Annotated in this window: 17 protein-coding genes, 1 rRNA gene, 1 pseudogene and 1 riboswitch; of the genes and pseudogenes, 4 read left to right on the top strand and 15 right to left on the bottom strand. The window is 36.8% G+C overall.

The genetic code is table 11. From position 1 onward, the window contains the following. Positions 1-134: 134 nt before the first annotated feature. From JOD29_RS19845 to JOD29_RS19860, 4 genes are all read right to left on the bottom strand, one after another. A complete protein-coding gene (locus JOD29_RS19845; RefSeq protein WP_124767026.1) occupies positions 135-521 on the bottom strand; it encodes an SET domain-containing protein in 387 nt (128 codons plus the stop codon). A 179-nt stretch (positions 522-700) separates the two neighbouring features. Beyond that, a complete protein-coding gene (locus JOD29_RS19850; protein WP_124767025.1) occupies positions 701-838 on the bottom strand; it encodes a YfhE family protein in 138 nt (45 codons plus the stop codon). Between the two features lie 113 nt (positions 839-951). Next, on the bottom strand, positions 952-1,632 hold the full coding sequence (locus JOD29_RS19855) for a DUF554 domain-containing protein (RefSeq protein ID WP_124767024.1): 681 nt from the start codon (positions 1,630-1,632) through the stop codon (positions 952-954). Positions 1,633-1,795: 163 nt separating this feature from the next. Further along, positions 1,796-2,581, bottom strand: coding sequence for an alpha/beta fold hydrolase (locus tag JOD29_RS19860; RefSeq protein ID WP_124767023.1), 786 nt, complete (start codon positions 2,579-2,581; stop codon positions 1,796-1,798). 122 nt (positions 2,582-2,703) lie between these two features. Between JOD29_RS19860 and JOD29_RS19865 the strand changes: the two genes are divergently transcribed. From JOD29_RS19865 to JOD29_RS19875, 3 genes are all read left to right on the top strand, one after another. Then, positions 2,704-2,988 carry a DUF3219 family protein gene (locus JOD29_RS19865; RefSeq protein ID WP_124767022.1) on the top strand — a complete coding sequence of 95 codons (285 nt, stop codon included), beginning with the start codon at positions 2,704-2,706 and terminating at the stop codon, positions 2,986-2,988. Positions 2,989-3,005: 17 nt separating this feature from the next. Further along, positions 3,006-4,007, top strand: a complete 1,002-nt coding sequence (locus JOD29_RS19870) for an LLM class flavin-dependent oxidoreductase (protein ID WP_124767028.1) — start codon at positions 3,006-3,008, stop codon at positions 4,005-4,007. Positions 4,008-4,119: 112 nt separating this feature from the next. Beyond that, positions 4,120-4,308: a hypothetical protein gene (locus tag JOD29_RS19875; RefSeq protein ID WP_124767021.1), complete on the top strand. Its 189-nt coding sequence runs from the start codon at positions 4,120-4,122 to the stop codon at positions 4,306-4,308. Positions 4,309-4,417: 109 nt separating this feature from the next. Here JOD29_RS19875 and JOD29_RS19880 read toward each other — a convergent pair whose 3' ends face one another. The 3 genes from JOD29_RS19880 to JOD29_RS19890 form a co-directional block, all read right to left on the bottom strand. After that, positions 4,418-4,768, bottom strand: a complete 351-nt coding sequence (locus tag JOD29_RS19880) for a hypothetical protein (RefSeq protein WP_124767020.1) — start codon at positions 4,766-4,768, stop codon at positions 4,418-4,420. A 513-nt stretch (positions 4,769-5,281) separates the two neighbouring features. Further along, the gene (locus tag JOD29_RS19885) at positions 5,282-5,440 is read right to left on the bottom strand and encodes a YjcZ family sporulation protein (protein WP_124767019.1); all 159 of its coding nucleotides are present in this window, start codon (positions 5,438-5,440) and stop codon (positions 5,282-5,284) included. Between the two features lie 193 nt (positions 5,441-5,633). After that, positions 5,634-5,759, bottom strand: a complete 126-nt coding sequence (locus JOD29_RS19890; RefSeq protein WP_124767018.1) for a YjcZ family sporulation protein — start codon at positions 5,757-5,759, stop codon at positions 5,634-5,636. A gap of 209 nt (positions 5,760-5,968) precedes the next feature. Here JOD29_RS19890 and hpaB point away from each other — a divergent pair, with 209 nt between their 5' ends. Continuing rightward, positions 5,969-7,417, top strand: a complete 1,449-nt coding sequence (hpaB, locus tag JOD29_RS19895; protein WP_124767017.1) for a 4-hydroxyphenylacetate 3-monooxygenase, oxygenase component — start codon at positions 5,969-5,971, stop codon at positions 7,415-7,417. A 115-nt stretch (positions 7,418-7,532) separates the two neighbouring features. Here the strand turns inward: hpaB and nrdF are convergent, their stop codons facing one another. From nrdF to rrf, 8 genes and pseudogenes are all read right to left on the bottom strand, one after another. Further along, positions 7,533-8,501 (bottom strand): class 1b ribonucleoside-diphosphate reductase subunit beta, encoded by a 969-nt coding sequence (gene nrdF, locus JOD29_RS19900; protein ID WP_124767016.1) that lies wholly within the window; start codon positions 8,499-8,501, stop codon positions 7,533-7,535. Beyond that, positions 8,489-10,582 (bottom strand): class 1b ribonucleoside-diphosphate reductase subunit alpha, encoded by a 2,094-nt coding sequence (nrdE, locus tag JOD29_RS19905; RefSeq protein WP_124767015.1) that lies wholly within the window; start codon positions 10,580-10,582, stop codon positions 8,489-8,491. The genes nrdF and nrdE overlap by 13 nt, the downstream gene beginning before the upstream one ends. Further along, entirely contained in the window at positions 10,579-10,938 is a 360-nt protein-coding gene (gene nrdI / locus JOD29_RS19910; protein WP_124767014.1) for a class Ib ribonucleoside-diphosphate reductase assembly flavoprotein NrdI, read from the bottom strand. The genes nrdE and nrdI overlap by 4 nt, the downstream gene beginning before the upstream one ends. Next, positions 10,935-11,159 (bottom strand): glutaredoxin family protein, encoded by a 225-nt coding sequence (locus JOD29_RS19915; RefSeq protein ID WP_124767013.1) that lies wholly within the window; start codon positions 11,157-11,159, stop codon positions 10,935-10,937. The genes nrdI and JOD29_RS19915 overlap by 4 nt, the downstream gene beginning before the upstream one ends. Positions 11,160-11,313: 154 nt before the next feature. Next, positions 11,314-11,493: riboswitch (cobalamin riboswitch) on the bottom strand. A 133-nt stretch (positions 11,494-11,626) separates the two neighbouring features. Continuing rightward, positions 11,627-12,613 (bottom strand): M23 family metallopeptidase, encoded by a 987-nt coding sequence (locus tag JOD29_RS19920; RefSeq protein WP_124767027.1) that lies wholly within the window; start codon positions 12,611-12,613, stop codon positions 11,627-11,629. Positions 12,614-12,695: 82 nt separating this feature from the next. Next, positions 12,696-13,466 (bottom strand): polysaccharide deacetylase family protein, encoded by a 771-nt coding sequence (locus tag JOD29_RS19925; RefSeq protein WP_124767012.1) that lies wholly within the window; start codon positions 13,464-13,466, stop codon positions 12,696-12,698. 226 nt (positions 13,467-13,692) lie between these two features. Then, positions 13,693-14,906, bottom strand: a pseudogene (locus JOD29_RS19930) (ISL3 family transposase). Between the two features lie 233 nt (positions 14,907-15,139). Beyond that, a 5S ribosomal RNA gene (rrf, locus tag JOD29_RS19935) occupies positions 15,140-15,225 on the bottom strand; the annotation flags it as partial.

Genomic DNA, 15,225 nt, shown 5'->3' on the forward strand with positions numbered 1-15,225 from the left:
GTTTAACAATTTGTATTTTTTCTTCTGCTGTAAATCTGGCCATAAAAACACCCCGTAAAAGTTAGATTTGTGTCTAACTTTTACGGGGCAGTTCAGGATTACCAAGGGAGCTTTTTGTTAAATGCTTAATTTATTTATTCATTTTCTTCCTTATCAAACCACAATAGCTCTTGATCATCCACATCTCCGTTGTAGTTGATGAGGATTTCTTCTCCTGCTTTGATATCTGTATAAGCAAAGAAATCGAATGTGTGATTATCAAAATTAATTTCATAAGTTGCATTCGGTTTATAAGAATGGTTAAATAGCATTCCGTACCCTAGAAGGATTGCAGTATGATTGATTCCATACTCAAAAGCATAATCCGCAAGTAAGGTTTTCTCAATGTGTTCATGCTGTTCGTTTGGATATGCAATAACGGGTGCTTCATGGAAAAGCTCACCCTTTTTGATATCTTGGGTAGCAAATACCCCTCTATTAAATTCTCCATCACTGATTGGAGACACTTTTACCTCGATCATATTGTTCACCTACTCACTCATTTATGTTCTTCCTTACTGTAACATGAATGTGAAGATTGAGCTCTCTTTATTTTAAGTTTTCCTTAATGCTTTATGTATTCACTTAGTTTTTCTTTAATAATATGGACAAAATTAAAATAATCAAACCCCTCGGAACAGTGATTTCCGAGGGGTTTCGTTTACTTTTTATTTCGTTTTTGATTGCCTGTTGCATTATCAGCCTTTTTAAATTCTTTTCGATAAGTGACTTCTTGCATCGTTGTTAGTCCATTATCATTTGTTGTCAGTTGTTCATGTGGCTTTTTTGGTTTTGCCATGGTGTGATCACTCCTTTCGTTATCATCTATAACAGTTTTTCCTGTATAGCGATGGATATTCCCTTTTGTTTAACGAAAAAGAAGAACACATACAAACTGCATTTTGGGACAATTTATGTAAATAAAGCTAACCCAATAAACCAAAGAACGGGTATAAATAAGGCAGGTAGCATATTTAACGCTTTGCTGTCTTTTATTCCTAAAATCGATAAGCCTGAGCTTAAGATTAATATCCCACCAACGATGGATACTTCCGTCATTAAGGCGTCTGTTAAAAATGGCTCGATATATTGAGCACTAAGGTAAATGGACGATTGCCATATAAATAACACCAATGCTGCAAAAGCAATTCCTATACCGTATGTTGCGGCTAATGCCATCGAAGTTACCAAATCAAGCGTAGCATTTGTAAATAAATATGTATGGTTTTGATTTAATGCACTTTCTACAGGGCCTAAAATGGATAAAGTTCCAATACAAAAAAGTAAAATCGCCGTTGATAGGCCTTTACTTAAATCTGACTTCGAAAATCGACTCACCATCTGTTGAAATTTAGCATCAATATTAATGATGGTTCCCACTAATCCTCCAATGGATAAACTGACGATAAATAATACTGGATAATTACTATTCGGCATATTTTGTACCACTGCATTTATACCTAGTGCAACGGCTGCAAAACCCATTGCCGTAAATAGAGCCGATTGGTATTCTTCTTTAATTCCCTTTTTTAAAACGCTACCTACAATACTGCCAATGATAATGGCTACGGTATTTATAATTGTGCCGATCATGTGACCACTCCTCTACTGTATTATGTAACCCTATAAGTCACAAAATCGTCAAGAGGGATTTACAGATATTGCTATTGATTTATGAAAGTTATCCACTGTTAGCATCTTTATAATTTCTCAAACAAAAAGGAGAAAGCTCATACTCAGAGCCTCCCCTCTTTCATTAACCTGAGATAAATTGGTGTAATACCTGGTTAAACTTGTCTTGCTCTTCCCAGAAAGTACCGTGACCGCTATATTGAAAAGGCACTAGTTGGGAATTTCTAATGATCATATTCATTTCTTTCGCCTGTGGAAAAGGAATCACCTTGTCATGAAGCCCATGAATAATTAATGTAGGACATTGGATTCTTTGAAGATCCGCATGCAACTTTTCATCTCTTAGTAAAATAATGACGGCTGCCGTTGACCAACTTGCAGCTTCGAAGCCTACTTGGTTAAACCAATCTGAAAAGGGCTTCGTGATATATTGAAAGAAGAATTGATCCGTAACACCTTGCATCATTTTTGGTCGGTCACTCAACGTCTCTTGTAAAAGTTGCCTTGCGTTTTCTGGCGTGAAGCCAGTAGGTGCTGCTGCTGAAACCAGGACTAATTTAGCAACTCCCTGTCCTTGGTAACGCGACATATAGCGTATAGCAATACCTCCACCAGTAGAATGGCCTACTAGTGTGACATCACTTAAATCCAGTGCATTGAAAATATGATGGAGATCTTCTGCAAGTCGATTGTAAGTATATCCAGAAAACGGTTTATCTGATTTACCAAACCCTCGCCAGTCAATCCCAATACAGCGATAACCTAATGTGGGCAAAATATTAAACTGATACTCAAATTGCTTATGACTTAACGGCCAACCATGAATAAACACAATTGTCTTCTCTCCACCAGGGTTCACATCTTCAATATAAATATTAACTCCCGGCTCTACCGTTATATAATAGCCCATGCCATCTCCCATCATTTATTTGGTTTCAACTTAACATATTCGTTTAGAAGGTGTTCAATGAATTGCCCCACCATTTTGCAAATGCTATTCTTTTCATAACGACGTTAAAAGGAGCCGATTTTTTGGTTAAAGAAATAGTCTTAAATGATACTGTCATTCAGTTAGAGAATTATAAAGAAGAAACGGTGAACAATTTACGAAAAGTGGTGCTCGATTTTAAAGTAACAAGTGAGGACTATCATGACATTGCCGTTCTTTTATATGAGGGAACGTTCAATGTAAAAGTTCCCGAACGAAACCTTGCCTTTAGAGGTACGATTCAGCAATACTCTACTTCCATTACAAACTTATACGAGAAAGGTGAAGTTGGAGATTATCACGTTTGCTTACTTGAAGTGAAGCAATAGGAGGAAAGCGTGTTTTGGTGAAATTAAGTATATTAGATCAATCCCCTATCGCTTCAAATCAAACTGCCAAGGATGCATTAGATGAATCTTTAAAATTAGCGCAATTTGGTGAAGCGTTGGGATATACACGGTACTGGATTGCGGAGCATCATGATTTGCCTGGACTTGCCTGCTCAGCACCCGAAGTGATGATTCCGTATATCGGGGCACATACGAAGAAGATTCGAATTGGTGCTGGGGCTGTGTTATTACCACATTATAAGCCGTATAAGGTGGCAGAAGTATACAATATGATGGCCACCTTATTCCCCGGTCGAATTGACCTAGGAATTGGCCGTTCCCCTGGTGGTTCTGCTGAAGCAACAAATGCCTTATCGGATAACTTTTTACAGCAGGTATTTAAAATGCCACAGTTAGTAGAAGAACTGCTTCACTTTTTGGATGATGACTATCCAACAACTCATGAGTTTTCAAAAATCACCGCCTCCCCTATGCCAAAAGTTAAACCAATGCCTTGGATTCTTGGGACAAGTAGTAAGAGTGCTCAACTTGCCGCGCAAAATGGGTTGCCTTATGCCTTTGGGTTGTTCATGAGTGAAGAAGACAGTGTCGCTATGATTAACCAGTATTTAGATGCCTTTTTGCCGAAGAAACACGGTCAAGTTCCCGAAGTTTTACTAACTGTCCCCGTGATCTGTGCGCAAACGACGGAAAAAGCAGAAGAAGTTGCACTGAGTTCTCTTATATGGTCGTTGCAAAAAGAAAAGGGATTGGGACAAACCGTTCCTTCCATTGAGGAAGCTAAAGAATATGAACTGAATGAAAAAGAACATGAGAAATTAACGGTCATGAAACAAAGATTGATTAAAGGTAATCCGCAAGAAGTCAGGGAGTCACTTGAACAACTACAAAAGAAATATAAAGCGGATGAAATCATGATCCTCACGATTACACACTCTCCAGAGGACAGAATCACATCCTATAAACTGATCGCAGAAGAAATGCTTTCATCTAACTAACGATTATCCAGAAGCTAGCAATAGCTTCTTTTTATTTAGGTAAGCAGATTCCCTTACATAATTCAAAAGCAAATTTCTCATACTCCTAGTAGTGACGAAAGGAGATGAAGACGTGTCAGACAAAAAGGACTTTGATGCCTATTCAAATTATGATGACAGACCAAAAGTAGAAAAAACGAAAGCTAAAACAATCGATTATTCTATTCAACATACTCGTGAAGAATTCGCAGAAGAACATCATCCTGCTCCCCAAAAGAATGATTCAAAAAATGCATCTAGACAATCACCGTTTGAGAATTAAGATAATGAAGAGTAGTAAATCTGTTCCCAAAAGTACACGAAACATGCTTTTGGGAATTTTTTATGCATTTTAACAAGGCTGAGTCAACTGCACTTAACGTAAACTTAGTTTATTCTCCATACATATAGCCAACCACTTCATTTTTTTCTGGGTCAACAAGTACAATGGGTGTGCCAATGGCTGCATTTTCCTTATCTTCAAAAATGACCGATAATACCAATTTTCCTTTATAACTTGGATCGATTAATTTATAATCATCATCTGTCATTACCTCAGATACTTCCGCTGTCTCCCAATTCTCCTTCGCTCGTCCATCCCACCCCTTTTCCTTTAAAAACTCCCAAGCAACAAGTTTTACATTGTAAAACTCATCATCATGTTGGGTAGCTTTGTTTGAGCATCCAACCATCAATACAACGAAGATTGCAAGTATAAGGTAAATGAAGGAATGACCCTTCATGATTAGCCTCCTCTTTAAGACAATTTATCCACTACGTGTGGATTGCTCTAGTCATTCATGCAACATAAGCTCTTATTAATAAAAGTAAAACTCCAATCAGTGCTAGTTTTCAAGTTGCTAATGTTAGTTGCCATATGTACAGTGCATCTTTAAATTAACCTATCCGAAATGTAGGATAAATAGAAAACAGCCCGGAGTAATTTAGAAAACCCCAAGCTGTTGTGATATGAGCTTATTGATAACTTATTCACAAATCCCTTATTTATTCTACTTTATGGCCAAATTTTCGTTTTTCGTCACAATTTAGGAAAAGTTTAAAATTATCAATTAATTCTATAACAGTTTTTCCCTTATTTTTTGGCTTGATATTGGATCCAGAATTGTGTCTCTATTCCATTTAAAAAGCAAAAGACACCTAATAAACTATTAGGTGTCTCCATTCGATTTTTAGGGTGTTTTCGATTGGTATCTTAAAGGCGACTATTTTCTAAGTTACCTAGAAAGGTACAATAATTAGTATCTATCTTTCATAAAAGCAGTACCAACAATAATTAATAGGATGAATAGAACTACAAGAAGTACGAACTCTTTACTGTTGTTACAACGGTCATAAGCTCCACCTACGTTTCCGCCATTACCGCAGTATGCACCACCTACGTTTCCGTAACCCATATTTTTCACCTCCCTTAAGTGTATCTACCTTTTAATTTATGTCTCTGGCAAAAAAGTTGTAGGGGCAAACGTTTAATTTCAAGCGATATTTTATATTTAACTTTTAAACCACCTGAAAGCCTTAACAACTTCCAACAATATTAAAAGACACCTCTTACTAAATAGGTGTAATCATTTAATTTTTAAATTAAGATTAGTAGCCTTTCATACAAAAGTGAGTACCCACAATAATTAATAAAATAAACAATACTACTAGTAATACAAACTCATTTTTATTTTCTTTACGATCGTAACTTCCACCAACGTTTTCACATGACATAAACGTCACCTCCGAGGGATTTGTTTAACCTTTCGATACAATTTATGGCTTCCATCCAAATAGAACTGGGGCAAACGTGGAATTTGCATTAACTTTTCAAAATCGGCTATTTCCAAAAAACACCACTCTATTTTCCTATCAAGAAGTACAAAATCTATTTTCCTCCATAAGATAAAAGTAAATAATCTGTTCGTTTAGGGAGTGTTATCATGGGAGCAATTAATGGAAAGGAATTCATAAACCGCTTAAATCAACTGAACAATGAAATTTGGTTTAATGGTGAAAAAATTGAAGGTCCCATTTCTGAACATCCAGCATTTAAAGGAATACTACAATCAAAAGCTTCCCTCTATGATCTGCAGTTTGACCCAAAAATTAAAGATGAGATGACCTATGTCTCCCCTGAATCAGGAGAACCAATTGGGCTTGCGTTTTTACAACCAAAAACGATAGAGGATTTAAAGAGAAGACGTAAGATGATTGAGCATTGGGCTAAGCAGACAAATGGTATTATGGGAAGAAGTCCAGACTATTTGAGTACGGTACTTATGAGCTTTGCCTCTACAGCAGCATTTCTTGAGGGAGAAGAAAATTGTTTTCCAAATAACCTGCGAGCTCTATATGAAAGAGCAAAGGCGAACGATTTATCCTTCACTCATACTTTTATTACACCACAGGTCAATCGCTCTATTACTTATATTGAAACAACAAAAGAACCAATCGCCGCAAAAGTTGTTGATGAAAATGATGAAGGCATTGTCATAAAAGGTGCTCGCCTACTCGCAACGCAAGGTGGGTTAACCGATGAGGTATTAGTGTTTAGTATCGGTCGTTTCCTCTTTAACGAAGATGAAGCATTTGCTTTTTCCATTCCTTCCAATACAAAGGGGTTAAAATTTATTTGCCGAGATACATTCGTTGGCGGAGAATCGACTTTTGATCATCCTTTAAGTTCACGCTATGAAGAAATGGATTCTATTGTCGTGTTCGATAATGTATTAGTACCTTGGGATCGTGTATTTTTTTACAACAATGCAGATGTTGCTGAGGAATTTGTGACAAAAAGTTCGTTTCACCACTTTGCTATCCACCAAGTATTAACGAGACAAATTGTAAAAACAGAATTTATATTAGGCCTTGCGGAGTTACTGACACAAACGATTAATGTCAATGGCTATCATCATATTCAAGAAAAAATCTCTGAAATTATCATCGGTCTTGAAACAATGAAAGCATTACTTGAGAAAGCCGAAAACGATGCGTTATTAGATGAATACGGCATTATGCGACCGAGCATAACTCCACTAAAAGTGGCAAGTAATATTTACCCTAAACTATATCCTCGCTTTACAGAAATTCTTCAAATCATGGGGGCTAGTGGTATGACAGCCTTACCAACAGAAAAAGCATTTCAATCTGAAATTCGACCTGATTTAGATCAGTATTTGCAAGCGAAGAATACGCATGCCGAGGAGCGTGTGAAGATTTTCCGCTTAGCATGGGATTTAACGATGAGCGCATTTGGCACAAGACAAACTCAATATGAGCGTTACTTTTTCGGAGACCCATTACGTTTGTCCAGTGAGCTTTATCAAGGCTATCCGAAAGAGGAATATGTTAAGGAAGTTAAAGAGTTTTTAAATCTTGATGGTAAGTGATTGTTGATAACCCAGCAGATACGTAAAGCCTATTAAGATTTCATGTAGATAAACTCAAAATTTTCATAGAAGAAAGGACAATGCCATAACGCAATGTGGGCATTGTCCTTTTTCTTTATCGGTTAAATTGGAAGGTCTCGTCAGTAATTGGGGCCACCTTTGCTTTTGCATAGGTAGATCCTTTTTGTGAAAAGAAGTCGTATGTTGACCCTTCATTACGAATACCGTTCATCACAATCGGATTTACTTCTTCTTCTGGAAACATCGATTCAAAGCCAATGTTCATTAAGGCTTTATTCGCATTATATCGGACGTAGGCTTTTACTTCCGGGGATAATCCAGTTTCCGCGTAGACATCATCTGTATAGTTCATTTCATTTTGATATAAATCTAGTAATAATTCATAACCCCAAACTCTTAATTCATCTTGCTTTTCCTGCGAAAACTGTTTGAATATGTTTTGAGCAAAGAAGCCTACTGCTACTCCGTGGATTGATTCGTCTCGAAGGATAAGCGAAATCACTTCCGCGCTGTTACGTAAGAAGCCTTGTCCACCTAAATATAACGGATAGAAAAATCCACTATAGAATAAGAAGCTTTCAAGCATGACAGAAGCAAACATCGCTTTCCATAAACTTTCCGGGTTCCCCTCTTCAATGGCCTGATACAATTCACCGATTTTATTGGCTTTATATTGAAGAAATTCATTTTTCTTTACCCATTCAAATAGCTCATCGATTTCTGGATTCGTACATAGCGTAGTAAATATATAAGAATAGGATTTGGCATGAATCGCTTCGAAGGACGCAAAGACTGTGAGTACAGCCTTTTCTTGTAAATCCGGTGTGAAGGCGGCAATTTGATTCATCCCAACATTTGTTTGGACGGTATCAAGTAATGTGAGTCCGGCAAATACTTTCTTATATGTATCTTGATGTTCGAATGTTTGCCATTGCTTCACATCTTTACTGACCGCAATTTCTTCAGGAAACCAAATTTGTTTCCATTGTTGATCCCAAAAGATTTGTGCGAGCTCACTTGTTGGTTTATTCCAATTGACCGCTTCATAGGTTAAATTTGACATGCTACACACTCCTCTAGCGTTTGTAATCGTTGACGAACGTAGTACACCGATTTGATGCCACGCGTCCAAGCATAAATATAGATTTTTGCTAATTGCTCGGTTGTCCACGCATCGGTCACATACAGCGTCATGGATATGCCTTGATCCACATGTTTTTGAGCCGCAGCATATAAATCAATTAAGTCATAAGGATTTACATCATACGCCTCAACATATAGATGAGCATTATCATTTGTTAAATGTGGCATTGGATAAATCGTCCGACTATCCGCGTAGTCTCGTACTTCCACCCTTTCTGTACACGGTGCGATGGAGGCCGTACTGCTACGGATATAACTAATGCTACCCGTCGGAGCGATTGCCAATCTATAGGAGTGGAACAATCCATAGTTCATCACATCTTTTTTTAGTGTTTGCCACATCTCTTTTGTGATGATTGGAATGTTCCCAAGTGCTTTTAATGTTTCAACGGATAATTCTTGATCTGTCTTTTCTACATACTGATTAAAATAAACCCCTGATGCATAATCACTGTCCTCAAATCGGTAGAATACCTCTCCTCGCTCTTTCGCGATTTCCATTGAAGATTTCAACGAGTAATAGTTCATCGCTTCCATAAAGCAATCAATAAAGTCTACAGAATCCTTTGATCCATATAGTATTCCTTGCGTTACGAGGTGGCCGTGCAGATTCATAGCACCCAAACCAACGGAATGCATTAATTTATTTGCTTTGGCGACAGATGGAACGTTTTTAATATTTGTCATGAGCGAAACATTCGTTAACAATCTCATGGAAGTATCAATTAATTTCTCAAAATTTTCTACTTTACTTGCCGCATGAATATCAATCGAACCTAAATTACAAGAAACATCTAAGCCGTATTCATTTGGTTGATCTTGGTCAGTGATCATGCTAGTTTGCTGCACTTGGAGTATTTCTGTGCACAAGTTCGACATCTTTACGCGTCCAATATTTTTCAGGGGATGAACCTCATTCACATTATCATCGAAAATTTCAAAGGGATAACCCGATTCGAATTGTGCCTTTTTCACTTCTGTGTATAACTTGCGAGCGTTGAGACGTTTGATTTTGCGAATGTTCGGATTGTCCAATAGCTCGTAATACATCTCTGTAATCGAAATCTCAGACATTCGTTTACCATACTCTTTGTAAATATCGTAAGAACTAAACAACACAATATCTTTATCTCGGCGCATGAGCTCAAAGAATATACTTGGGATAATGATGCCTGTTGATAACGTAGCTAGTCGGATTTTATCATCAGCATTTGGCTTTTTACTTGAAATGAAGTTTTCGATATCGGCATGGAAAATATTTAAATAAGCCACACCTGAACCATTACGCTGACCAAGTTGGTTCGAGTAAGAGAAAGAGTTTTCTAGTAATTTCGCAACCGGGATGACACCACTTGCCCGATTCAAAATTCCTTTGATTGGATCACCTAATGGGCGTAAATCCGTCAAGTTTACCCCTACTCCACCACCAAGTCGGGATAATTCTAAACAATAGCCGATGTTTTCTGCGATACTATTCATCGAATCATCCATAGATAATTTAAAGCAGCTAACCAGTTCACCACGTGCTTTTTTACCACTATTTAAAGCAGTCGGTGTTGCTGGCTGATAGGCTTCCATCAATGCTTCGACGGCACGTTCCGCAAGTAAGGAATCCCCTTGTGCTAAATACAATGCAATAATGACGATACGGTCTTCATATTTTTCTAGAATTTCTTCCCCATCACGACTTTTCATTGCATAGCTATCGTAAAATTTACTTGCGCTCATAAACGATGGGAAGCGGAAATGGTAATCGTATGCTTTTTTGTACAACCTTTTAATAAATTCCATGTCGTATTGTTCAATAAACTCTTTTTCATAGTAGCCTTCATCTACAAGATAGCGAATCTTCTCTTCAATATCTATAAAATAACGCAGCCGTACATTCACATATTCTAAAAAGTAACGGCGTGTCGCTTCTCGGTCCTTCTCTAGCTCTAATTGTCCCGTTGTGCTATATCGATTGAGGACATCATTATTTAACTTTAAGTAGGTCTTCATCCTGTCACCCTCGTCTCATAATACTGTTGAATGGCTTCATAATCTGCTTGGTAGCCGCGTAAATCTAATTTTCGGACTAATGGGATTTGATAGGTTGTAGCAATTTTATCTCCTGCACCACCAAATACCGCATGTCCAAAGTTACTATTGCCACTGACGACGACCCCTTTACAATGATTGGCATTGTGATCAAGGAATCTAGCTACCTTTACTGGAATATCCCCCAGCCCATCTGTATAGGTAAATAATAGGTAAGGCTCAGTTAGCATTAATCCCTCTGAAATTTCTATCGATTTCACTTTTAATTTAGAAACGATATATTTCACATTTCCAGTACGACTTGCGTATGCAATCATTGTGTAATCAGCTCAATTTGAGAAACAATCTCCTTTACATCACCTATAAATTGACCATTTTTTTCTAGTACAGGTACCGAAAATAACCCAGCATCTACAATCGCTTGTCTTGCCTGTTCATTTTGATCAATATTAATGACCTCTGCATCAATCCCTGCACGTTGTAATTCTGATTTCACCCAAAGACATTTTGGACAAATGGTTTTCGTATAAAGTTTCATTGGAATCCCTCTTTTCTTAAAGTAAAACTTCGGTAATTGTTTGGCCTTATAGCAAAATAAAAAGGCTATCTCTTCGAAAAGAGATAGCCTGAAATGGAAACGTTCAAAAATTGAAAAATGGCGACGTCTCCATTTCCCAATCCCCGAAGAAATGTTGTAACTGTTTTATAAGGCAGGTCTCCTGGCTTTGCTTCTTCCTCCGATTCCCTTCCCATGCTTGTGCACAGTGGCTTTGAATCATCGTTAGCATTACAGTTGCGGGGACAGCGTCGGCTTTTAACCGAACTTCCCTTTTAAACTACATATAGTAGTACCTTTATAAAACAAACACAATATATTGTTAAACATGAGTTTACCATATATTCTCACCAGAGTAAATGCATTATTTATGAATTGTTATTACTGTAGTCATATAAAAAGCACCTAGGTCATAGGTGCTTCAAGAAATTGCTAAGTATTCATTGTGTCTACTTTTTCTTCTTTTTTGCTTCTTTTTCCCATTGGACAAGTGATGGATATGGATCAAATGCCCATTCATTAATGCCGTTAAATTTATAAATTCCATAATGGAGATGTGGTGGAAACTTTCCCGAAGTTCCTTCTTTTCCATACCCCGTACTTCCTACATAACCAATGACCTGTCCTGGTTCAACAACGTCTCCTACTTTTAAACCTTTTTCAAAATAAGCTAGATGTGCATAGTAATGATAGGAATTATGATTATCACGTATCCCTATACGCCAACCACCAAATTGATTCCATCCCATTATTTCAACTACACCATAAGAGGCTGAAAGAACGGGCGTACTATAGCTTGCGAAAACGTCTGTTCCTTCATGTATTCTTCGACCGCCCCACCCTCTATTAGCACCCCAAGTACCTCGATAGCTATAGTTATAACCAAGTGCTACGGGGAATGTATGTTCATCTAAATCAATTGTTTGATAATGTTTATAAAGTTTAGCAATCGTAGCAATTTGATTCACAGTCTGCTCATTTTGATAAAAATCCCATAAAGCCAACTGGTAATCATCATCATGTGTACCATACTTACTTAAAAAAGATGCCATTGTAAACAATATATCATCATCATTATTTGCATCTGCTAGGCCATCGTTATTTCCATCAAGGCCTAAACCACCAAAATATTTAATGGTCGTGATGGAGGTATCATTCAACTTCGGATTTAATGCGCCTGACCAAAATTCATCAGAATATTGAATTGCCACAACGCTTTCTCTTTTAGGAATATCCTTCCGAACATCCTGTACATTTCTTTCGTATTGATCGATTGCGGCAAGATAGTACCAAGGGACAAGTTCATCTTGGTACTTAAAATAATAGTGCATTCGTTTTTCTAAGATTTCTTCCCTAGATGGGGCTTCTTTTTCTGCAGATTCGCCTTTACCTGGGAATAAGCTCCATACTAAAGTTAATGTAATGAAGTGAATCATAAATCGATACAAAAGTTTTGCCACCTTTCATTGTTACGCAAGACCCTAGAGCTATTCTATAATTGGTTTTACTAAATCTTCTTCATTCTTTTTTTGTTTCATGACGATCTTTTTTATTTTCATTCTTTTGTATCTTTATTAAATCTGTAATCGTTACAAAGTGATAACCTTGTTTTTGAAGTTCTGGTAGGATATTTTCCAATGCTTTCACAGTCTGTTCTCGATTTCCGCCACCATCATGGAACAGAATAACATCTCCTTCTTTTGTTCCCTTTAAAACATTATTCACGATTGTATTCACACCTGGATTCTTCCAGTCTAATGTATCTTGATGCCACGACCACATGACAACTTTAAAACCATCTTTTGCGATTTCATCAATCATTGCATCAGTATATTGTCCCTCGACAGGACGAAATAGAAATGGCTTAAAACCAGTTATACTGTAAATGGTGTCATTTGTTTGTTTAATTTCTTTCATGATTTTCGAAACATTCGTACTGAAAGGATGTGTATAGGTATGATTTGCTAACTCATGTCCCTCTTCGTACATTCGTAATATAATATCTGGATTTTTTTCAGCATGTTCACCCACAATAAAAAAAGTACCTCTTGCATCGTATTGTTCAAGTAAATCTAAAACTTCAGTAGTGTATTTTGGATGTGGGCCATCATCAAATGTCAGAGCAACTACTTTTTCTGTTGTTTTTATGTCCCATATTATCTGTCCTGCTTCTTCATAATACTTTCGTCCACGATCTGCTGAAATGCTTTCATTCTTAGTGTCTTTTACATAAAATATAGCTACACCTATAAGGAATAAGCCTAATATAGAAAATATCACTTTTTTCATAAAAACACTTCCCCTAATTTATTAGATGAATTAATTATTTGTTAACTTCTCTAAATAAATGTACAGTTTTGTGAGTTTAAATCTTGCATTATTTTCCTTTATAATAGATGAGCAATTTTTACTCAACATTGAGAAAAACTATATATTTCTGTAAGACATTTATTACAGTTCTTTTTTATGGTTCTTAGTCAAATGTTGGGGTGATATGTTTCGCACGTCACCCTAATTAACCTAAATGAACTCCGATTTCTTTATATAAATCATTCAATAAAATCTTGGCTTTAAAATGCTTAAAACTCCTGAAGCCATATGTATTACGCTTCAGTACCTTCGATTTATTATTAATTCCCTCTAAAAAACCATTTGAATAACCAAAACTAAAACTATTTAAGATCTCGACTTGCCAATTCTTAAAAGTTTGAATGGCTTTTAAGAATGTTGGAATATTTGCTTCTTCTACCTTGCGGTAATAAGCTTCTAATCTCTTTTTCACTTCTGCTATGTCGTTCGCTGTTTTTGCCCAATCAAACCATTTACAATAGGCCTCTTTTAGCTCATATGCTTTTTTCAATTCTTCTGACATTCCAGTATAGCGATTTAAATACCATCGATTCTTTTCTGTTAACTTATTAAAGCGTTTATATAAAACATGGCGCATTTTTTTGCACTTTTTACGATCATATGGATGCCAATCCTTCTGCACCTTGCGCCGCACCTCATCCAATGCCCAATAAATATAGCGACAATAATGGAATCGATCCGCAATTATAATAGGGCGATTTAATGCTTTTCTAACAGCGCCTTGAAGCTTGGGTTCATATCCATTACGACGACTTCTACATCCGCTCCATACTTCATTAGATATTCTTTAATTGTCTCTTTTCTACGGTTAGGTAAGATATCAATTGGTTCGTGTGTTTCAGCGTTGGCAATGATTAGTTGATAAGTTCCTGCATCTGTATCTCCTTTATATTCATCAATCGCAATACATTTTGGTAAATGTACGCCTTCATTTAACTGCTCTTTTACAAGCTTTTTAAAGCGACGAATTACGGTTGAACTAGATGCACCAAGGACTTCCGCTGTCTCCTTAAAAGTCTTAGCCTTTACAGAACGGATTCCGGCAACTTGGTTCCATTCCTTACTAAAGCGTTGATATTTATCCACGAAAGGGGATTTTTCAGAGAAGCGTTTCCCACACTCGCATACATAGCGACGGCGTTTATAGAAAAGGATTGTTAATCGTTCAAACCACTTTAAATGCTTGATTTTTTGAATTCGATAATCATGAATTTTAGATGTTTTTTTCTTACAAACGGGACACTGATGTACTTTCTTTGGGAGCGAAACATAAATTGCGATGCGCTCTCCAACCTCCTCCACCTTATGGATGGTTACATCTTTTAATCCTGGAATATTCATGTTAAAATTCATATGCACGTATCACCTTTCATTGCTTGTTTCTCGACAATTCAAGTATATCGAAATCGGTGATTACGTGCTTTTTGTTTTTCAAATTGTAGTAAAACCCCAACAAATATTATAGAACCTATATATTTCTGTAAGACATTTATTACAGTTCTTTTTTATTCATCTCTTATGGAAAAGGAAAAATCCAATTTCTTGGATTTTTGCAAATAAAAAAGCCTAAGCTTTTGCTTAGACTTTAAATTGCGTAGCGACGTCCTACTCTCACAGGGGGAAGCCCCCAACTACCATCGGCGCTAAAGAGCTTAACTTCCGTGTTCGGTATGGGAAC

Source organism: Lysinibacillus composti, assembly GCF_016908465.1.
Classification (GTDB): Bacteria; Bacillota; Bacilli; order Bacillales_A; family Planococcaceae; genus Ureibacillus; species Ureibacillus composti_A.